18 protein-coding genes and 1 pseudogene are annotated in these 19243 nt (G+C 64.2%); 11 read left to right on the top strand and 8 right to left on the bottom strand.

The genetic code is table 11. The features are described from left to right. Positions 1 to 193 precede the first annotated feature (193 nt). Together WS89_RS22935 and WS89_RS22930 are read right to left on the bottom strand one after the other, a co-directional pair. The gene (locus WS89_RS22935) at positions 194 to 397 is read right to left on the bottom strand and encodes a cold-shock protein (RefSeq protein WP_027786486.1); all 204 of its coding nucleotides are present in this window, start codon (positions 395 to 397) and stop codon (positions 194 to 196) included. A gap of 275 nt (positions 398 to 672) precedes the next feature. Further along, entirely contained in the window at positions 673 to 957 is a 285-nt protein-coding gene (locus WS89_RS22930; protein ID WP_059500065.1) for a hypothetical protein, read from the bottom strand. Between the two features lie 466 nt (positions 958 to 1423). On the opposite strand from WS89_RS22930, the gene WS89_RS22925 reads away from it, so the two are divergent. The 3 genes and pseudogenes from WS89_RS22925 to WS89_RS33010 all read left to right on the top strand — a co-directional run. Further along, a complete protein-coding gene (locus WS89_RS22925) occupies positions 1424 to 2386 on the top strand; it encodes a chromate resistance protein ChrB domain-containing protein (protein ID WP_059793709.1) in 963 nt (320 codons plus the stop codon). A gap of 20 nt (positions 2387 to 2406) precedes the next feature. Continuing rightward, positions 2407 to 3579 carry a chromate transporter gene (locus WS89_RS22920; protein WP_059500080.1) on the top strand — a complete coding sequence of 391 codons (1173 nt, stop codon included), beginning with the start codon at positions 2407 to 2409 and terminating at the stop codon, positions 3577 to 3579. Positions 3580 to 3593: 14 nt separating this feature from the next. Then, positions 3594 to 3668, top strand: a pseudogene (locus WS89_RS33010) (chromate resistance protein ChrB domain-containing protein); the annotation flags it as partial. Between the two features lie 40 nt (positions 3669 to 3708). On the opposite strand, the gene WS89_RS22915 reads toward WS89_RS33010, so the two are convergent. Both WS89_RS22915 and WS89_RS22910 read right to left on the bottom strand, forming a co-directional pair. Then, positions 3709 to 4605: an oxidoreductase gene (locus WS89_RS22915; protein ID WP_059793705.1), complete on the bottom strand. Its 897-nt coding sequence runs from the start codon at positions 4603 to 4605 to the stop codon at positions 3709 to 3711. 5 nt (positions 4606 to 4610) lie between these two features. Then, positions 4611 to 5822: an MFS transporter gene (locus WS89_RS22910; RefSeq protein WP_059793707.1), complete on the bottom strand. Its 1212-nt coding sequence runs from the start codon at positions 5820 to 5822 to the stop codon at positions 4611 to 4613. Between the two features lie 139 nt (positions 5823 to 5961). Here WS89_RS22910 and gcvA point away from each other — a divergent pair, with 139 nt between their 5' ends. After that, complete coding sequence (gene gcvA / locus WS89_RS22905) at positions 5962 to 6918, top strand: transcriptional regulator GcvA (RefSeq protein WP_059793691.1); 957 nt, start codon at positions 5962 to 5964, stop codon at positions 6916 to 6918. A gap of 140 nt (positions 6919 to 7058) precedes the next feature. Here gcvA and WS89_RS22900 read toward each other — a convergent pair whose 3' ends face one another. The 3 genes from WS89_RS22900 to WS89_RS22895 form a co-directional block, all read right to left on the bottom strand. Continuing rightward, a complete protein-coding gene (locus WS89_RS22900) occupies positions 7059 to 8225 on the bottom strand; it encodes a porin (RefSeq protein ID WP_059500077.1) in 1167 nt (388 codons plus the stop codon). A gap of 94 nt (positions 8226 to 8319) precedes the next feature. Then, complete coding sequence (locus WS89_RS33960) at positions 8320 to 8610, bottom strand: hypothetical protein (RefSeq protein WP_156440600.1); 291 nt, start codon at positions 8608 to 8610, stop codon at positions 8320 to 8322. A gap of 620 nt (positions 8611 to 9230) precedes the next feature. Then, positions 9231 to 9695 carry a GNAT family N-acetyltransferase gene (locus WS89_RS22895; RefSeq protein ID WP_059793690.1) on the bottom strand — a complete coding sequence of 155 codons (465 nt, stop codon included), beginning with the start codon at positions 9693 to 9695 and terminating at the stop codon, positions 9231 to 9233. A 147-nt stretch (positions 9696 to 9842) separates the two neighbouring features. Here WS89_RS22895 and WS89_RS22890 point away from each other — a divergent pair, with 147 nt between their 5' ends. From WS89_RS22890 to WS89_RS22865, 6 genes are all read left to right on the top strand, one after another. After that, on the top strand, positions 9843 to 10505 hold the full coding sequence (locus WS89_RS22890; RefSeq protein WP_059500063.1) for a GntR family transcriptional regulator: 663 nt from the start codon (positions 9843 to 9845) through the stop codon (positions 10503 to 10505). Continuing rightward, positions 10489 to 11727 (top strand): dicarboxylate/amino acid:cation symporter, encoded by a 1239-nt coding sequence (locus tag WS89_RS22885; protein ID WP_082741947.1) that lies wholly within the window; start codon positions 10489 to 10491, stop codon positions 11725 to 11727. Before WS89_RS22890 ends, WS89_RS22885 begins: the two co-directional genes overlap by 17 nt. 169 nt (positions 11728 to 11896) lie before the next feature. Beyond that, positions 11897 to 12301, top strand: coding sequence for a hypothetical protein (locus WS89_RS22880; protein WP_059500061.1), 405 nt, complete (start codon positions 11897 to 11899; stop codon positions 12299 to 12301). Between the two features lie 396 nt (positions 12302 to 12697). After that, positions 12698 to 13147 (top strand): GNAT family N-acetyltransferase, encoded by a 450-nt coding sequence (locus tag WS89_RS22875; protein ID WP_059793703.1) that lies wholly within the window; start codon positions 12698 to 12700, stop codon positions 13145 to 13147. A gap of 121 nt (positions 13148 to 13268) precedes the next feature. Then, the gene (locus WS89_RS22870) at positions 13269 to 14681 is read left to right on the top strand and encodes an HD domain-containing phosphohydrolase (RefSeq protein ID WP_059793688.1); all 1413 of its coding nucleotides are present in this window, start codon (positions 13269 to 13271) and stop codon (positions 14679 to 14681) included. 84 nt (positions 14682 to 14765) lie between these two features. Continuing rightward, a complete protein-coding gene (locus WS89_RS22865) occupies positions 14766 to 16535 on the top strand; it encodes a histidine kinase (protein ID WP_059793701.1) in 1770 nt (589 codons plus the stop codon). Between the two features lie 42 nt (positions 16536 to 16577). Here the strand turns inward: WS89_RS22865 and WS89_RS22860 are convergent, their stop codons facing one another. Continuing rightward, entirely contained in the window at positions 16578 to 17693 is a 1116-nt protein-coding gene (locus WS89_RS22860; protein WP_059793699.1) for an extracellular catalytic domain type 1 short-chain-length polyhydroxyalkanoate depolymerase, read from the bottom strand. 421 nt (positions 17694 to 18114) lie between these two features. Here WS89_RS22860 and WS89_RS22855 point away from each other — a divergent pair, with 421 nt between their 5' ends. Further along, the gene (locus WS89_RS22855) at positions 18115 to 19236 is read left to right on the top strand and encodes a sensor histidine kinase (RefSeq protein WP_059793686.1); all 1122 of its coding nucleotides are present in this window, start codon (positions 18115 to 18117) and stop codon (positions 19234 to 19236) included. Positions 19237 to 19243: the final 7 nt, after the last annotated feature.

Here is a 19243-nt window from a genome sequence, read left to right as displayed (position 1 = left end):
GCGCGGTTCGGTGAGCGCGACGCGCGCCGATCGCGCTCGCGCGATTGAACGTGCGCGCGGCGGTCGATGCCCGGATGCGAAGCGGACGGCCGCGCCGGGCCGGCGTCGAGTCGCATTGCCTGCGACGGAAGGCGTGGCATGCGAAGCGGCAGCGATGTGCCGCTCGGTGAACGGTGCCGAGACGGTTCGGCGATTACAGCGGGGTGATGTTCGATGCCTGCAGGCCTTTGGGGCCGTTCTTCGTTTCGAAGCTGACTTTCTGACCTTCCGCGAGGGTCTTGAAGCCGTCGCTGCGAATCTCGGAGAAGTGGGCGAACAGATCGTCGCCGCCCTTGTCGGGGGTGATGAAGCCGAAGCCTTTGCTGTCGTTGAACCACTTGACGGTACCGGTATCCATGTTAGACATCCTGAAAAATGAACGAGCGAATATGCCCCGAATGGACGAGGAAAAAAGAATCAAGGAGGGAGAGGACAACGAATACCGCAGGCTGCGGTCGATGATGAGCAGCAATCGCGCTTCTTGAATACTTACGCGGCCGACAGTACGCGTCGTCAGGAGATGTGTCAAGCGCTTTCGGCCCGGGGGGCGGAATGCGTGACGCTTCTTCGTCGGCGCCGAGCGCTTGCCGGCGTGCACGTCGCGCCATGCGATGCGCGGTCACGGCGACGGCGTCAGAGCGTCGTCAGCAAATGCAGCTGACGTTCGGTTTCGTTTCCCGCGACCAACGAAAAGAACCCGGTCTCGCGACGTTCGACTATCGTGAGCCCCTCGTTGTCGGAGAAGACGTTCCATGCGCTGCCGTCGACATGTGCGATCGCTCCGCGCGTGCGCGCGAATGCCAGCAATAGCGGGCTCGCCTGACGGCGGAGCACCTGGCGATCCGAATTCAACACATAGGGCGGCCAGCCGGCCCGAAGGACGAGATAGTAAGGAATGGAGCCTGGATCGATTGTCATTGGACGGTATCGTGTGCGAGCTGCGTTTGCCGTCCGGCTGCGTTCGGAACGGTGTCGGGGAAAGCGTGCGATGAATCGGCGGGAGTTCGCCGTGGCGTGCTTACAGTGTATGCGTTGAACCGCGCGATTCGCAGGATATCGTAACGTCGTCCCGCGACGTCGATCACCCATTCGGTTTCGGTAGGGGTTGCGGGCCGGCGACGCGGCGATCGGCCGTCAGTTGGCGCGCACTCGATGAAGGCGCGATGCGCACTGTCCGATGTCGTCGCGCGCGGCTTCGGCGTTCACGTGATACCGGATGTTCCGTCCATTTCGTCGATATGTCGATCCGGATGGCGCGGGCGTCGTTGACGGTCGTTATTTTTGCTTTCCCGCTTCACGCGTCGAGTGGAACTGCGTGCTGCCGGAACTTTGTAGCGACATCTACTGAATTGCAGTGTTCGTGACGGGCAATTATGCTGCCCTCATGAATCCCGTCCCGACTTCCTGGCTCCTGTTGATCGTCAGTCTGCCGACCACCGGCGCGACTGCCCGCATGCGTATCTGGCGGACCGTCAAGGCGCTCGGCTGCGGCGCGCTCCGGGATGGGGCATACCTGTTGCCGGCGCAGGCCGAGCAGGCGGTGCAGTTGCGTGACCTGGCCGACGACGCGCGTCACAGCGGCGGGCACGCGTGGTTGCTGGATGTCCGCGCGGACGATCCGGCGGACGAAAGCGCGTACAAGTCGCTGTTCGATCGCGCGGAAGATTACGCAGACTGGCTCGCCGAGCTTTCGGAGGCCCGCAGGACGCTGCCCGATCTGGCGGTAGCCGATCTCAATCGTCTTCAACGCCGCCACGCTCGCACGTACGAGGCCATTCGAAGCATCGATTTCTTTCCCGGCGAAACCTCGCTGCGCGCGCATGCGCAATGGCGGGATTTCACTGCCGCGGTCGAAGCGTTGCGCTCTCCCGGCGAGCCGCATGCCGCTCAACGCGGCATCCCGCGTCGCGACCCTGCGCAGTATCAGGGCCGGTTGTGGGCGACGCGTCGTCACCTGTGGGTGGATCGCGTCGCCAGCGCGTGGCTGATTCGGCGTTTCATCGATCCGCATGCGCGCTTCGTGTGGCTGGAAAACCTCGCCGATTGTCCGGCCGATGCGCTCGGATTCGATTTCGACGGCGCCCCGTTCACGCATGTGGGCGATCGCGTGTCGTTCGAGGTGCTGGTCGCGAGCTTCGGGCTCGGCGACGACGACGGACTCGTCCGATTGGGGGCCATGGTGCATGCGCTGGATGTAGGGGGCGCCGCCGTGCCGGAGGCCGGCGGATTCGAGGCCATCCTCGCGGGTGCCCGCAAGCGCCTTGCCGACGACGATGCGTTGCTGATCGAGATCGGTGCCGTACTCGATTCGTTGTACGTACATTTCCGTGGCAATCGAAACCCTTGACCTTGCTGCTCGCCCGCAACATGAATACACATCGAGACCGCCCGGCCTATACGCTGTGGCAACTGATCCTGTACTTCGCGTGGCTCGGCGCGACGGGCTTCGGCGGGCCGGTTGCGCTCGCCGGCTACATGCATCGGGATCTCGTCGACACGCGACAATGGATCGCGGACGCGGACTACAAGGAAGGCCTGGCGCTCGCGCAGCTCGCCCCGGGCCCGCTTGCCGCGCAACTGGCGATCTATCTCGGCTACGTGCACTACCGTATCGTGGGCGCCACGATGGTCGGGATCGCGTTCGTGCTGCCGTCGTTTCTGATGGTGGTGCTGCTGGGCTACGCATATACGCGATTTGGCGGGCTGACGTGGATGCAGTCGGTGTTCTACGGCGTAGGCGCGGCGGTGATCGGCATCATCGCGATCAGCGCGCGCAAACTGACCGCGAAGAGCATCGGTCGCGACAAGCTGCTGTGGGCGATCTATCTCGTACTGGTTGCCGTGACGGTGATCACCGAATCGGAAGCGGCGTGGCTGTTTCTCGCGGCGGGCCTGCTCGTCTGGTTCGCGCGCTCGCCGCCGAGGTGGCTACGCCAGCGGCGCGTCAATGCGGCCATGGCGTTGCCCGTTTCCGCCACCGGTGCGTGGCTCGGTATCGGCGCTTGGCCGCAGCTCGCGCAACTCGCCGCCTTCTTCGCGAAGGCCGGCGCCTTCGTATTCGGCTCGGGGCTCGCGATCGTGCCGTTCCTCTATGGCGGCGTGGTCACCGAGCACCATTGGCTCGACGAGAAGCAGTTCGTCGATGCCGTGGCGGTCGCGATGATCACGCCGGGCCCGGTCGTCATCACGGTCGGCTTCATCGGTTATCTGGTGGCGGGGTTGCCCGGCGCGTGCGTGGCGGCAGCCGGCACGTTCCTGCCGTGCTATCTGTTCACGGTGTTGCCTGCCCCGTACTTCAAGAAGTACGGCCGGCTGCCGGCGATTCTGGCCTTCGTCGACGGCGTAACCGCCGCGGCCGTCGGCGCGATCACGGGGTCGGTGATCGTGCTGGCCCGACGTTCGATCGTCGATGTGCCCACCGCCTTGATGGCGCTCGCGACGATCGTGCTGCTGGTCAGGTTCAAGAAGCTGTCGGAGCCGGTGATCGTCGGCGCGGCCGCCGTGATGGGCCTGATCGTGTACCCGCTGTTGCATCACTGATCGCGGAGGCCGCCATGCAATGGATCACGCGACAACGTCCGAAAATCGACAGGGTTGCTTGTCCCTGGCTCATTGCCCGCTTTATCGACTCACGCTGGTCGGCCGGATAGAGCATTCCTCGCTATTCGCTCAGCCCGGCCCGTCGCTGGCGGCCGCGAGAAGCGGCACGACCAGATCGCTGATCGGCGTCGGAATTCCATGAGCTCGGCCGCATCGCTGCACGACGCCATTTCGGCAGTCCCATTCGAGCGGACGGTTGCCCTGCCGGTCGGCAAGAATCGACGTACCCAAATCGGGCGGAAAGCCATGGAATCCGTCGACGATCTCCTGCGGCACGTCGTCGCCCAGCTTCGCGCCCTCCGCACGCGCGACCTCGAGACATTCCCGCAAGTAGGCGAGCGACAGGTCGGTGATGTCGCTTCGCGAGAACATGCCGGCGCGGCGGCCGGTCAGCACCATGAGCCCCGCCACTGCGTTCTGCAAAAGCTTTCGCCACGCGAGCGAGATGAAATCCGCCGCGACCTCGGGCGAGCATCGCGTGCCGCGCAAAGCCGACACCACCACGTTGCTCGCCGGCGTATCGGGCAGGGTGAGCCGAGGCTTGCCTCGCAGCCACACCGATGCATCCGGTTCGCGCTGCGCCGGAAACCAGACGACCGATGGCACGACCTCGGCGCCGGCCGCATGCGGTGCGAACGCGGCTTTTTGCTCGACGCCGTTCTGAAGTACGCAGACGACGGTATTCGCATCGCATAGCGCGGCGAGCCAGGGTGCCGCGCTTGCTACCTGCGTCGACTTGACCGCGACGAACACGACGTCGACCCTTTTCTCGACCGCTTGCGGATCGGTCAGCACGGGCCCGGGCACGACGATCTCGCCGCCATCGAAGCGCAACTTCAGTTGCGCGTGCGCCGAGCGGCCGCAGATCACCGGCGTGCGGCCGGCTTCATGAAGGGCCGCGGCGACGGTCGTTCCGATTGCGCCCGGACCGACGAGGGCGACGCTCGGGTAGTCAGACTGCGTCATGGTGTTCATCCTGTCGAGTGATTTGTCAGATGCGGGCGCAGTGCGAGGGCGAGCGGAAAAATCGCCAGCGCGGTCAACGCGGTTGCATACGTGGCGCCGTGCACACCGATCCTGTCGCCCAGGAAACCGTAGAGAACCGGAGATATCGCGCCCGACGCGATCGTCCCAGTATAGAAAATCGCGAATGCGCGCTCGGTGCGCTCGGGCGCAGACATTTCCGGGACGGTTCCGTACAGCACCGACGAAGTGCCGTTGAGCATCATGCCCAGGATCGGCAGCAGCACCATGGTGAGCGTCAACGGAAGATACATCGTCGCGACGATGCACACGGCCGTACCGCCCTCCGTGAGCAGCACCGTCCTCACCATTCCCATGCGCGCACCGAGCCCGCCGCACATGAATTTGCCGGCCGCACCCCCGATGAAAACGAGCGCAAGGGCCGTTCCCAGCAGGTGAGGCGAGACGCCTTTTGCCTGGAGCAGGAAAGGCAGAAAGGTAAGCAGTCCCATGCGTACGGCCGTATCGAGCACGCCGATGGAAAACAGCGCGGCGAATCCGCTTCTCCCCGTGCCGCCGCGTCGAGCGGATGCAGGCTCTTTTGCCGGCGCCGTTGCGGCGCCGCGCGGCACGGCGGGAAACCAGAGCGCGATGACGGCGGCCACGACGCAGCCGAGTCCGGCGACGATCCATAGCGCGTGACGCCACGACATCATCGTGACGAGCAGCGAAATGACGGCCGGCAGTGCCGATTTCCCCAGATCGCCGGAAAAGTTGTAGATGCTCAGTGGGCCTCTCGCGTCGCGCCCGTAGATGCGGGAGACGGCGCCCGATGCGATCGGATGCTGGGTGCTGGAGCCGCCGCCCGAAATCGCCAGCGCGACGCCCAGGCCGAGCAGGCCACCCGACAGGCCCGCGATCGCATAGCCGAGCGCGGCGAGCAGCGTACCGACTGCGAGCGTCGCGCGGCTGCCCAGGCGTTGTGCGAGACGTCCGGCGGACAACTGCAGCGTCGCCATCGTGCCGGCATAGACGCCGCGCAAGATAGCCAGGGCTGCAAAGTCGAGCCCGAATTCCGACTGCCACACGGGTAGCAACGCGTAGATCATGTCCGTATAGCCGTCGTGCATTGCATGGGCAATGCAGGACAGCCACAGCACACGCTGCCGCGATGGTGACGTCTCCCGCACGACGGGAGGGGAAAAAACCGGCAAGCGCATCGTCATTCTCTCCGGACGAGCGGTGGATGAAAGCCTGCTCGTGGTCTGGTTTTCAGGTTCGACGTGCAAATTTTATGATCGGGATGCCAGCCGTTTCAATTGAGCTAAAATCCCGTCGACAGAGAGAAAAAGTCACGTCATGAACGAAAACCGAGGCGCCGCGAAGCACCGGGACGAGTTGCCCCCGCTCAATGCGCTGCGCGCTTTCGACGCGGTTGCGCGGCACGGCAGCTTCGCGGGTGCCGCGGCGGAGCTGCACGTTACCCATTGGGCCGTCGGAAAACAGATCAGGTTGCTGGAGGACTGGTTCGGCCTGCCGTTGTTCGATCGGCGCCCGCGTGGCGTCGTGCCGACCGACGAAGGGGCCGCGTTGCTGAACGACGTCAGCCACGCGTTCGAGCGCCTCGGTACCGCGGTCGTGCGGCTGCGCCACAACCCGTTCGCGCACCGGATATCGGGTGTCGTGCGGGTGAACGTGCCGATGAGCTTTGCGCTTTGCTGGCTGTTGCCGCGGCTCGCCGATTTCCATTCGCGGTATCCCGACATCGACGTCAGGGTGTCGACGACATCGCGCAAGCTGCGCTATGTCGCGGACGCTTTCGATATCGGTGTCCGCTCCGGGCCGGAGCAAGGCGCGGGCGTCGTGTCGCGCCCATTGATGCCCGACTTGCGCGTACCGGCCTGCAATCCCGCATTGCTGCGCCAGCATCCGATACAGAGCGCGACCGACCTGCGCCATCACACGCTGCTGCATTCGGCCACGACGCGCTCCGCCTGGTCGCACTGGTTGAAGGAAGCGGGTGTTTCCGATCTGCGAGCCGCGCGCCATGTCGAATTCGATCACGTGAATCTTCAGCTTGGCGCGGCCGTCGAGGGGCTCGGCGTGGCGCTGGCGTCGCTGCCGCTGATCGCGCGCGATCTTGCGGAGGGGCGCCTCGTGTGTCCCATCCCATCGCCTGTATGGCGCGCCGACGACTACATGCTGGTGACGAACGCCGATCGCGCCGACGATGCGGCCGTGTCCGCGTTCGATGCATGGATGGAAGGCATGGCGAATCAGGAGGGGGCCAGGCTCGCGGATCAGAGCGGGCGGTGATGCTGCGCCGCGAGCAAACGCAGTCCAATGGTTTGTTTGGATTCCCGATGATGAGATTGAAAACCGGGCATCGGTTTTACCAACGGAAGCGTGCTTCGCCGGAGTAGTGCGGCCACTACTCCGGACTGGCGCATCGGCGATCAGAAGCCGTGGAACATGCCGATGTTGACCTGAACCTGGTTGCCGCCCGACGAGGTGTTGCCAAAGTCCGCAGCCGAAGCCTGTGCGCCCTTGGCATGGACGTAGGCGCCCATCGCGTACAGCGCGGTACTCTTCGACAGCGAGTACGTCGCACCCAGCGACACCTGGTTGATCGAGGCCATCGTGCGGCCTTCGGCCGCTTGCGTGGGTGTGGCCGCGGAACCGTATACATACGTGTAACCCGTCGCCAGGGACAGCGCCGGCGTGACCCGGTACTGCAGGAGCGCACCCAGCACGTTGAAGTGGATCGACGGCTGGCCGTCGTTACCCTGGTACTGAGCGTTCGAGTAGCGCAAGCCCGCCGTGTACGGCCCCACCTGGTATTGGGCGGCGATTTGCGCGATGCCCGCACTCTTGAACGCATTGCCGCCGTTGTAGCCCGAACTCGGATAGCCGAGCGCGCCACCGAAACTCGGTTGAGCGGTTGCGTTCAACCATCCGTTCTCGCCCTGGTTGGCCGCGTGAAAGTAGCCGCCGGCAACCGTCAGGCCGCCTTGAGCGTAGGTCGCGGCCGCCGACCACGATTGACCCGAGCCCATCGCACCGGCAACGCCGCCGAACGAGTACGCGCCTTCAGCCTGGAAGCCGTGGATGATCGGCGAGATGTACTTCACCGCATTGTTCTGGTTCGTCGTGTTGTCGTTGTTGTCGACGTCGCCCGGCGTCGAGAACGTCGACGCCGAAATGGCGTCGCCCGTCAGGACCTGGACCATTTCCGTCACGGCATCGAGCTGGCGCCCCATGCGCAGCGCGCCATACTGATCGGATGCGAGACCCACGTAGGCCTGGCGGTTGAACAGCGAACGCGTGGAACCGATGGGCCCTTGGCCACCTATGCCGCCTGTCGCGATGTTGAAACCATTCTCGATCTTGAATACCGCCTGGAGGCCGCCCCCAAGATCCTCTTGCCCCCTGAGGCCCCACTTGTTCGAACCCGCGGCGCCGCCGTCGAGGCCGAACCGGCTGTGGCCGTTGATGTTCGACGTATAGCCGATACCGGCATCGAGCATGCCATACAACGTGATCGACGATTGGGCCATGGCTGCCGAAGATGCTGCGAAGGCGGCAACGGCGATGACGCTGATGTTGATTTTCTTGTTTTTCATCTGCATTTCACGGTCAGGTGTGGTTTCGGGATGGATTGAAACGGCTTTTGTCGTATTCACGGCTTGCACGTCGTCTCGGTCGTGAAAGCCGGCGTCATGTTCGCCAAAGCGGCATATCGAGTTCGATCATTTCGTGATCCTTACAAATTTGCGTGGGGAAGCGCCGCGCTGCTCGACCGTCGAACTCCATGCTCGCGTCATACTTGCGAGCGAGGTCGGCGGCGGCGAAACCAGAGGCTGCTCCAACTGCGACAAAAGACGAACTGGGAATATCGGCGATCCTTGCGGACTGACCAAGCGTCCGGTTCAGCCACTGGCGACGTGCGCCAATCGTTTCGCCGAGCGTCAATAAGACGTGGTCACACTTTGCAAGTGGAAAAACCATATCAGGAACATAAATTCCCGTCAAAATTTGTTTGATATAAGTTAATCTCGTTTGATGACCTGGCGCCTTACGGAGTTTCCCTTATAAGGGTCGGCACGAGAGCGAAGTGTTATCGAGTTGCGCGCCGTCACGCTGATGATGTCGGCGACCGCAAGCGAATGCGAGCGAGGGGGCGATAGCGGGCTGCAAGAGCTCGCCACTGAGAGCAACGATCTCGGAAAGGAAAGTACCGGTCGGCAGTTCGTGGTGACGACTGCGCAACACCAGTCAAATTCGATCGTTAGACCAGCGGAGAGCCGCCGCCGAAAATGGGTCGCCAAAGTTCGTCCTTGGTCATCGTTCCATTTTCTCCCGGATTGCAATAATCGAAACGGAAAAAGCGATTGTCGAGTACCCGTCCGCATTGGCCGGAAACGCGCGAGACGAGCGGATGGCGCTACCGTTCGCCGGTGCGCTGAAGGAGGCGGGCGCTGCGACAGCCGTCGTCGCACGCGATCTCGATTTTCGCGCGGGCGAACGGGCTAATGAGAATGCTGGGCGAATCGGTATTTCCGGGCCGGTAGCCCAACGCCCGGTATCGCCCCCCGGTGGCGGCGATCGAACTTCGATCGCAGATGAAATCAGCCCGTGATTTGGCGTTGCATTAGATAGAATTTCATGTCGTCGCGGCCATGCATTGAAATCGGTATCGGATCGCGTTCAAAGCCGAGCATTTCGTAGAATGGGTATGCCGATTCGCGCGCCGTACACCAGAGCAGGGTGCCGCGCTGTTCGCGAACATGGCGAATGGACAGATTGACCAGCAGGCGTCCGAACCCCAGGCCGCGCACCGACGGATGGACGGCCATGCCGCGAAGGCGCCACGCGTCAGCGTTCGAAACGCCGGATTGTCCTTCCTTACACACCGATGCCACGGCAACGATATTGTTGTTGTCACGAACGGCAAAATGCATGGTCGTCGGAGCATGGTCCCCGTCTAGAGCGCTTCCCTCTTCATCCCCGGCCATCAAGACTGCGGCTCTGAGAGGATAAGTTTCTTCCGCACGGACGGCACAGATGGTAAAGCGCACTTCTTGTGAAGTCATATAATTATCGGCTCTCTTCGTGACGCAGATTTTCTTCCAATTCTCTTTCGGCACACCCACTCGCAAAATTAGCAGTTGCCGGGCACGCTCAGTAAGGGTAATTTCCTATCAGTTTCTTTTTGAATCATACGCTAACTGCGATCACAGATGACGTCGAAAGTCTCGACAGATGCAGAACTGGCCTACGACGAGATTCGATCGAGGATCTTCGACGGCCGTCTTGCGCCCGGGCAGAAAGTATCCCACCGAGGCCTGTCGGACGAACTGGGTTTCGGCCAAATGCCGGTGCGCAGCGCATTGCATTTGCTCGAGTCCGAAGGGCTGGTCGTCGTGATCGAAAAGAGCGGCACTTATGTCGCGTCGCCGACTACCAGCGATCTGCGCGAAATTTTTGAAATGCGGCTGGCCCTGGAGAGTACCGCAGCGTTTCTCGCAGCGAGATCGGGAGTCACGGCGGGCCTTCGCGACGCGGCGGAAAAAATGCGGAAACTGGTCGACCGGGATGTTTCGGACATCATGCTCGAGCAGCGTATCGGTTGGGTGTTTCATCAAGAGTTGTTTGCTGCCGCACGGAACGTGCGAATCTCATCGGCGTATGGTCTATTGCGGGCCCAGACCTTGGCCCTGAACGAACTCCCGCGCGGCGACGCTGAAACCGTTCGGCGCGGCACGATCGAGCACCTGCACATCTTTCACGCAATCGAAGCGAACGACGGCGAGCTTGCGCGTCAGCATATGTGGAATCACATCGTTGACGGTACGCCGGCACGGATAAAACTGCTAAAGGCGCGGCATGAACACGAAAAATAAAGGGCTTTCTCTTCCGATGCAAATGCTTGGCGGCCTCGTCCTGGGCGTCGCCTGCGGCGTGTTTGCGCCGGGCTTTGCCGCGAAGCTGGGTTTTCTGAGCACGATGTTCGGCCACGCGATCAAGATGGTCGTCATGCCGTTGATCTTCCTGTCGGTCACGGTCGGGGTCTTTCGTGCGGGCAGGCTTCGCGAGCGGCTTGGCAAGGTCGCACTGTTCAGCATCGGCTTCTTCGTCTGCATGACGGGCTTGGCTGCATCGTTCGGGCTGCTGCTCAACTTCGTGTTTCGACCGGGTCTCGGGGCGAGCATGACGCACTCCGGATCGATGCCCGCGGCGCTCGCGTCCAGCATCGACTGGACGAAATTTCTCGTCGATTTGATCCCCGCCAACATCGTCGCCGCGCTTTCCGCAGGGAATTCTCTCCCGGTGCTCGTGTTCGGCGTCATTTTCGGCGCGGCATTGTCGGCCGCCCCGGAGCGGGCCGAGCCTGCGATCGCCGTTTTCGAGGCGCTGCTGTCGGGCCTGTTCAAGATGATCCAGTGGGTGATCGCATGGTCGCCGCTCGCGATCTTCGCCGCGATCGCGCAGTTGTTGTCGGCCAAGGGCTTTGCGGGCGCGCATTCGCTCATCGAGCTTCTGGGCGTGGCCTATCTCGGCATGGCGGTTCTGGCGGTGGTACTCACCATCGTCATTCGCGTCGCCGGTCAGTCGCCGCTTGCCGTGCTCAGGAAGGTGAGGGAACCGCTGATCCTTGGTTTCACGACGCGTTCGTCCGAAATTACCTATCCGCTGCACCTGAAGAAGCTGGTTGAACTGGGCGTGCCTTACGGCGTGGCGTCCACGATTCTGCCTCTGGCCTATATTTTCAATCGCGACGGCGCGGTGCTCTATACGGCCCTCGCGGTCGGCTACCTGGCCGACGCCTATCACCTTGCCTGGTCCTGGCCGCTGGTGATCACGATTTTGATCCTGACGATCGTCACCATCGATGGAGCGGCCAATGTGCCCTCCGGGGCGATCGTGGCCATCACCATCGTCCTCACGTCGATCGGCTTGCCGGCCGATGCGGTGCTGCTGCTGTTGGGCGTCGACGCCTTTTTCGATATGGGAAGAACCGCCCTGAACGTCTACGGAAGCACGGCGGCAGCGGCTGTTGCGGTGAGGCTTTCCGGTTCGGACAGCATGGCCGCAGAGACCGTGACTGGTCAGGCAAGTGTGTAGGCGCTTCGAAACCGCCGGCCGCCGCGCGTTTCGGCGTTGCGCGTGCCCAGTGCGAGGAGCCGGCGTGCGGCCACTCGGGCATCCGGGCGCGGCGCGGAGACCGGGTTGGATGAACGAGCGTATCGATCAAGTGGTAGTTGGTAGAGCAACGTATCATTGCAGGAGAAACATGATGGTTGGTTCGGAATCCGCAGATTTTTTCATGCTGCGTTTAGGCACGCCGCATCCGTCGTGGATATTCACCGATGACAGCAACATGATCGGCATTGTCGATTGCGACGGGGTGATGAGCGCCACGTTCGAGCTGGATCGCAGCCAGGTCGCACGGATTCGAGGATTGGGTCGATCGGTGGAGAGAATCAAGTGTACGTGCGAGCGCGCCGGCCGGGAGCTGCACTTTTATCTCCATGGCAGACGGATGTCTCAGGGTGTGTGGGCCGGAGTCGCGTCGGCCGATCCCGACTATCTGCCGACCGACGCGATGATCGCAACATGGGAAGTGCCGAAGCCCGTCGATGCGTTCAGGTTGACGGACGTCGGTGCAGACATGATCGCTTCGGTTAGCCCAGCCTGAACTGCGATCACAGTTTGGGCGCGGGCTCGAGCCGGAACGTCCCGATCGGCGTGACCGAACGTTCGACATGCCCGTCTGTCTGCACGCGTACATCGTCTGATGCATGTGGTCCTGGCACACTCAACCTCGGATCGCCAGGACCGATTTGCTGGCCAGTTCATCGGCCAGCGCTTTTTATTCATTGAGCCGGTTGAATCGGTTCGCTTGCCTCGCGCCCTCCGATCAGGAGAGGCGCGCGGCGCTGAGGTCTCCTTCGAGCGAAGCCGCCGCGAGTCGGCACGCGAGCGCAACGCATCAAGCCACCCGGAGGAGATCGCATCATCCTCGATGCCCGGGTGGCGCCGCACCGCCAAGCCGAGTGCTCGCCTTCCCATGCATCCCGCCAGCCTGATTGCCATGACCCCGACCTTCGCCCCCGTCACGCACGCCGACGCCGAATCCCTCGTCGCGATCCGCATTGCCGCGATGCGCGACAGCCTCGAACGCATCGGCCGTTTCGATCCGCAGCGTGCGCGCGATCGGTTTCTCGTGTCGTTCGATCCGGCGCTCTGCCGTTTCATCGAGATCGACCATTCGCGTGCGGGCTTCTATACGCTTCGCCCGATGACGGATCACTGGCTGCTCGACCACCTGTACATCGTGCCCGCGCACCAGGGGAGGGGCATCGGCACCGCCGTGCTGCGCGAGATCCTTGCCGAAGCCGACGAACACCGGATGCCCGTTCGCGTCGGCGCATTGCGCGGCAGCGACTCGAATCGCTTCTACGAACGGCACGGCTTCGTGCGAACCGACGAAGCGGAGTGGGACATCTACTACCGGCGCGAACCCGGCGCGTCGACGACATAGCATTCGCGCGATGCATTCCGGTTGAAATCGACACACGCACATTAGCGTTTCCACCCATGTGGAAAATGCGGAGCCGGCCGATGTTGCAGAGAGGGCGTAAATAATTGATCCGAGGCCGACTATGACGACATCTGGAACAAACGACGTGAATGCCGTGCCGTCCGAAACGTCCGACAGCGCAGCGGCATCGGGCGAGGCGGCCCGCGTACCGTCGATCCTGCTGGTCGACGACGAACCGAACGTGCTGTCGGCGCTCAGGCGCGTGTTCCGGCCCACCGGCTACGACATCGTGACCGCCGACAGCGGCGAGGCCGCACTCGCGATCCTGGCGTCGACCGAAATCGACCTGATCGTGTCAGACATGCGGATGCCGCACATGAGTGGCGCGGAATTCCTGGCGCGCGCGCGGGGGCTGTACCCGGACACGATGCGCATTTTGCTGACCGGCTATGCGGAGATCGCGTCGGTCATGCAGGCCGTCAACGAAGGCGGCGTGTATCGCTATCTGAACAAGCCGTGGGACGATCACGACCTGCTGTTGACCATCGAGCAGGCGCTGGAGCAGCGCCGTCTGCGTCGCGAAGCGGCCCGGCTGGCGGCGCTGACGGAGGCGCAGAACGAAGCGCTGCGTCGTTTCAATACGGACCTCGAAACACAGGTGCGCGCGCGCACCGAAGAGCTTGGCCAGACGGTGATGTTTCTCGAGGCGGCGCAAAGCGACCTGAAAAGCAGTTTCACGGCGATGGTCCAGGTGTGCGCGAGCATGATCGAGCTGCGCTGCGGGGCCGCGAGCGGGCATGCGATGCGGGTCGGCGAGATCGCGCGACGGCTCGCGCTGGCGGCCGGGATGAGCGAACTGCACGCGCAGGACGTCTATTTCGCGGGGCTGTTGCACGGCATCGGCAAGCTGTCGCTGCCGGACGAATTGCTGCACAAGCCGCTCACGCGGATGACGACGGACGAGCACCGCATGTTTCAGGAGCATCCGTTGCGTGCGCAGATGGTGCTCACGCCGGTCGCGCAGTTGCACAAGGTCGCGTCGATCGTGTTGCACCAGTACGAGCGCTTCAACGGCCGTGGCACACCGGACGGCCTGGTCGGCGACGCGATCCCGATCGGGTCGCGGATCGTCGCGATCGCGCGCGATTTCGAAGGGCTGCGCAACGGCGAAATCGGTGTGCCGCATTCGATCGAACAGGCGATCGACGTGTTGCGCTCGCAGGCGAACGTGCGTTACGACCCGCAACTGGTTGCGCGCTTCATCGAGTTGATGCGGGATCCGGCGAGTCTCGGCATCGCGGCGTCCGTCGCGGAAATCCGGTCGGCTCAACTGCGCGAGGGGATGCAGCTCGCCGACGATCTGCGCACGCATCGCGGCGTGCTGTTGATGACGAAAGGCAGCGTGATGTCCGCGCACCAGATCGAGCTCGTGCGCCGCTTCGAGATGCGCGAGGGCACGCCGTTCGACATTCTCGTGCTGGCCCGTCCGGCCGGGCAGGCGCACGCCCCCGGCGCCGGCGCGCCGCCGGCCTGACGCCGAAACGCCGGCCCGATGGCCGCGGTGCGCGCGACCGCCCGCGCCGCGGCGATGCATTCAACCCGTTCCGGGCGTCCGATCATGCATGGCATCTACAACGTTTCGCTCGTCCTGCTGTCGCTCGCGATCGCGACGCTTGCGTCCTATACGACGCTCGACCTCGCCGCGTTCATCTCGCTGCTCGACAATCCGAAGCTCAAGCGCGCATGGCTCGGTGGCGGCGCGGCGGCGATGGGCACCGGAATCTGGTCGATGCATTTCGTCGGCATGCTCGCGTTTTCGCTGCCGGTGCCGCTCGGCTATGCATGGCAGGAAACCGGCGCGTCGCTGGCGATCGCGGTGCTCGTATCGTATTTCGCGCTGAACGTCGTCACGCGCGCACGGCTGGCCTGGTGGCGGCTGTGCGCGGGCGGCGTGCTGATGGGCGGCGGGATCGCCGGCATGCATTACACGGGGATGGCCGCGATGCACATGCAGCCCGGCATTCGCTACGATGCCGCGCTGTTCGCCGCGTCGATCGGCATCGCGGCGATCGCGTCGACGGCCGCACTGTGGATCGCGCAGGCGTTGCGCATGCAGCAGGCGCGCCATGCGACCGCGCAGCGCATCGGCGCGGCCGTCGTCATGGGCATCGCGATCACCGGCATGCACTACACGGCGATGGCGGCTGCGCATTTCGCGCCGGATGCACGGTGCGGCGCCGCGAACGGGGTCGATGCGCCGTGGCTCGCGACGACGGTCGCGTTGTTTACGATGGCGACGCTGGTCGTCACGCTGCTGGTGTGCCGTTTCGATGCGCGCACAACTTTTCTGCGCGGGATGACCGACACGCTCGAACGGCTCGTGCGGGTGAGAACCAGCGAACTCGAACGCGCGCTGCATAGCTACGAGCAAACGACACGGATGCTGCAACGCACGCGCGAGAACATGGCGGCCGAGATCGACGAACGCAAGGCCGCGCACGCGCTGCTCGAACAGGAAAAGGACGAACAGCGGCGTTTGCTGCATGCGCTCGAGGAAACGCACGACCAGTTGCTGCAGTCGGAAAAGCTCGCGTCGATCGGCCAGCTCGCGGCCGGCGTCGCGCACGAGATCAACAATCCGATCGGCTTCGTCAGCGCGAACCTCAATACGTTGAAGACATGGGTGCGCAGCCTGCTCGACGTGGTCGCGGCACATGAAGCCGTGCTGCCGCAGCTCGACCCCGCCACCCGCGACGCGTTGGCGGCCGTGCGCCGCGCGGCGGATCTCGACTATGTCCGGGACGAGATCGCGCTGTTGATCGACGAGTCGATCGACGGCGCGCTACGCGTGCGGCGCATCGTGCAGGACCTGCGCGATTTCTCGCGTCCGGCCAGCGACGAATGGAGCGTGGTCGATCTCCATGCGGGCCTCGAGAGCACGCTCAACGTCGTCCACAACGAACTCAAGTACAAGGCCGACATCGTGCGCGATTACGGCGATGTCCCGCACGTCGAATGCCTGCCGTCGCAGTTGAACCAGGTTTTCATGAACCTGCTGGTCAACGCGGCGCAAGCGATTCCGGAGCGCGGCGTGATCACGATCCGCACGTCGAGCGACGGCGATCAGGTGTCGATCGCGATCAGCGATACCGGCATCGGCATGACGCCCGACGTCGCGCGGCGGATCTTCGATCCGTTCTTCACCACGAAGCCGGTCGGGCAGGGCACGGGGCTCGGACTGTCGGTATCGCACGGCATCGTCGAGCGTCATCGCGGCACCATCGACGTGACCAGCGAGCCGGGGCGCGGCACGACCTTCCGGATACGGTTGCCGGTTCGACGCGCCGGCGACCGCGCGCACGCGGCAGCGCAGGAGCAACGGGCGTGACGACACGACGCCATGACGGCGAGCGGTCGCGGGCGTCGTGTGTCATGCCGATCGCTTGCGGCGCTGACGACGAAAGAAATGCCAGAACATCGCGGTCGCGTCCGGCCCCGTGGCGGAATGGAACGGCTCGTCCGGATCTCCGCCGCTCCATGCATGCCGCAGCCCGCGAACGACACACACCCTGACGACCAGCCGTCCACGCTTCAGATAATCGATGTAGTCCGCCTCGTCCTGCGCGTAACGGCGTTGCTCGCCGACGCGGATCGCGCCGTGTTCGTCGACGAGCCGGTTGAGTCGCGCGAACGCGATGCCGAGCTGCGTCGCATTGCGGTCGGTCACGACCGTATCGAGCGCGCCGTGGACGACGAGCGCCGGCATGCCGGGATAGGACGCGACGTCGGTGCACGCGTCGAGCACATGGATCGGATCGTCGCGGATGCCGCGACGCATCAGGCTCATCGCGGCCATCGTCGACGACGGCGGCGCGATCGCCGGGCCCGAGTGCAGGCCGACCGCCGCGAAGCGGTCGGGATACCGTATCGCCAGCGCCGCGGCGAGCCCGGCGCCCGCGGACATGCCGGCTACGTAGATCCGGTCGCGATCGAAGCCGTGTCGCCGCACGATGGCGTCGACCAGCGACGCGACGGCCGCGGCTTCGGACTGGGTCGCGTCGCCATGCCAGTGCCAGCAGCGGTGCGCATGGGCCGTCTTGGCCTGCTCGGGAAACAGCACGGCGAACCCGGACCGCTCCGCAAGACGGCACATGCGCGTGCCCGCGGCGAACGATTCGGCGGTCTGCTTGCAGCCGTGCAGCATCACGACGGCCGGCATGCCCGCGGTTGCCGCCGGGGCGACGGGGAGATACAGCGCGTACGCCAGATGGTTCACGAGCAGGCCGGCGCTCGGGCCGGCGGAGTGAAACGAGCGGAGCCAAGTGCCGGGCGGCCGGGCCGACGGGGCGCGCGCACCGTGCGCGGAGCCGGTCCGTCTGGCGGTACGGGCGGTGGCGGCCGGCTTGACGGTCCGTGGGGCGGCCTTTTGGGTCGCCTTTTTGACAGCCGGCCGCGACCTGCCGACCTGCTTCTTCGGGCGCGCGCCGGTCGCGATGGCAAACAGGTCGAGAGGCCGCAACCAGAGGCTGGATTTTTTCCTGGGCATGTGCAGTTTCGTGCCGGCGGCCGGCCGTGGCAGGAAAATGTGGCCGAATCCGGCGTCGGGATGGAAGTCGAACGAGCGCGTCGCAAGGTTCGTGCTGCCGGCTCCGCCGCAATCGAACGGCATCGCCGCACCGATTGTCGGCAATGCTAGCCGCCCGACGTGACGTGCGTGCGAATCGAAGGTCGCTTCGGCCCTGTCGCGACCGTCAATTCAGCAGCATATCGTTCAAAGGTGCCGAATGCCGCTCCCGGCGGTCGACGGTGGCCGGCGGGCGCGGTCGATCGAAGCCGCCGCTCGACGCTCTCCGCCCGCGCGGGCGGAAACGACGACGGCGATCGAATCGCCGGCTGACGCCGATATTCACGTGATATCGTGCGGTTCGACTGCAGTGTCCATCGTTCATTCCGTTGTGAGGGGCGACATGCGGCTTGCTGATTTCATCGTACGGAACATGGAACCGATCCTGGTGCAGTGGGAAGCGTTCGCCGCCACCCTGCTACCGGCCGCGCGGAACATGAACTCGATCGGGCTACGCGATCACGCGCGTGAGATTCTGACCGCCGTCGCCAAGGACATCGCGACGCCGCAAACGAGGGAAGCGCAACGCCAAAAATCGCTGGGGCACGCACCCGAGCCAGTGAATGCCGGAGAGACGGCCGCCCAGACTCATGCCGCCCTGCGCGCCCGGCGGGGTTTCAACATCAACCAGCTGGCAGCCGAGTATCGGGCGCTGCGCGCCAGCGTGCTGCGCCTGTGGATCGACGAGTGTCGACCGAGCGTGCCCCATCTGGACGACGTGATTCGCTTCAACGAGGCGATCGATCAGGCGCTGGCGGAATCCGTCGCCTTTTTTACCGAAGAGATCGAGCAGGCTCGCAACTTGCTCCTCGGCATGCTGGGCCACGACATGCGCACGCCGCTGCAGACGATCCAGGTCACGGCGTCGTATCTCGCCGCGCTCAATGCAGGTGAGGAGGTATCGGAAGCAGCCGCGCGCGTGATCAGAAGCGGTGCCCGCATGCACGGCCTTCTCGACGATCTCTGCGATTTCAATCGAACCCAGCTCGGACTGGGCATCAACGTCGTTCCCCGCAAGATCGATCTCGCGCACGTGCTCGTCAACGTGGTGGACGAATTGCGGGCAGGTCATCCCGATCGCGAAATTACGCTCGATATGAGCGGCGATCTGCGAGGTGATTGGGACGATCAGCGAATGCAGCAACTGTTGAGCAATCTGGTGAGCAATGCCGTCAAGTACGGCGCGGCCGGGACACCGGTGCGGGTGATGGCCGAGGCGGGCGGCGCGGAAGTGCTCGTCGAGGTCGGCAATAACGGCCCGGCCATCGATCGGCTCACGCTGGACCGCATCTTCGATCCGCTCCAGCGCGGCGCGGATCGTTCGGACAGAACGGGTGACGATACCGGCCTGGGACTCGGCTTGTTCATCGCCAACGAAATTGCCAAGGCGCATCGCGGCCGGATCGACGCGCGGTCCGATCAGACGGAAACCGTATTCGCGGTGCGGCTGCCGAGAGGTGTGTGAGGCGGGG

Source organism: Burkholderia sp. MSMB1072 (assembly GCF_001524725.1).
Classification (GTDB): domain Bacteria; phylum Pseudomonadota; class Gammaproteobacteria; order Burkholderiales; family Burkholderiaceae; genus Burkholderia.
This window is presented reverse-complemented; position numbering and strand designations above follow the sequence as displayed.

Coding starts and splice junctions, on each gene's coding strand:
- WS89_RS22935 (WP_027786486.1), bottom strand. CDS start 397: ATGGATACCGGTACCGTCAAGTGGTTCAACGACAGCAAAGGCTTCGGC.
- WS89_RS22930 (WP_059500065.1), bottom strand. CDS start 957: ATGACAATCGATCCAGGCTCCATTCCTTACTATCTCGTCCTTCGGGCC.
- WS89_RS22925 (WP_059793709.1), top strand. CDS start 1,424: ATGAATCCCGTCCCGACTTCCTGGCTCCTGTTGATCGTCAGTCTGCCG.
- WS89_RS22920 (WP_059500080.1), top strand. CDS start 2,407: ATGAATACACATCGAGACCGCCCGGCCTATACGCTGTGGCAACTGATC.
- WS89_RS22915 (WP_059793705.1), bottom strand. CDS start 4,605: ATGACGCAGTCTGACTACCCGAGCGTCGCCCTCGTCGGTCCGGGCGCA.
- WS89_RS22910 (WP_059793707.1), bottom strand. CDS start 5,822: ATGCGCTTGCCGGTTTTTTCCCCTCCCGTCGTGCGGGAGACGTCACCA.
- gcvA (WP_059793691.1), top strand. CDS start 5,962: ATGAACGAAAACCGAGGCGCCGCGAAGCACCGGGACGAGTTGCCCCCG.
- WS89_RS22900 (WP_059500077.1), bottom strand. CDS start 8,225: ATGAAAAACAAGAAAATCAACATCAGCGTCATCGCCGTTGCCGCCTTC.
- WS89_RS33960 (WP_156440600.1), bottom strand. CDS start 8,610: ATGGTTTTTCCACTTGCAAAGTGTGACCACGTCTTATTGACGCTCGGC.
- WS89_RS22895 (WP_059793690.1), bottom strand. CDS start 9,695: ATGACTTCACAAGAAGTGCGCTTTACCATCTGTGCCGTCCGTGCGGAA.
- WS89_RS22890 (WP_059500063.1), top strand. CDS start 9,843: ATGACGTCGAAAGTCTCGACAGATGCAGAACTGGCCTACGACGAGATT.
- WS89_RS22885 (WP_082741947.1), top strand. CDS start 10,489: ATGAACACGAAAAATAAAGGGCTTTCTCTTCCGATGCAAATGCTTGGC.
- WS89_RS22880 (WP_059500061.1), top strand. CDS start 11,897: ATGATGGTTGGTTCGGAATCCGCAGATTTTTTCATGCTGCGTTTAGGC.
- WS89_RS22875 (WP_059793703.1), top strand. CDS start 12,698: ATGACCCCGACCTTCGCCCCCGTCACGCACGCCGACGCCGAATCCCTC.
- WS89_RS22870 (WP_059793688.1), top strand. CDS start 13,269: ATGACGACATCTGGAACAAACGACGTGAATGCCGTGCCGTCCGAAACG.
- WS89_RS22865 (WP_059793701.1), top strand. CDS start 14,766: ATGCATGGCATCTACAACGTTTCGCTCGTCCTGCTGTCGCTCGCGATC.
- WS89_RS22860 (WP_059793699.1), bottom strand. CDS start 17,693: ATGCCCAGGAAAAAATCCAGCCTCTGGTTGCGGCCTCTCGACCTGTTT.
- WS89_RS22855 (WP_059793686.1), top strand. CDS start 18,115: ATGCGGCTTGCTGATTTCATCGTACGGAACATGGAACCGATCCTGGTG.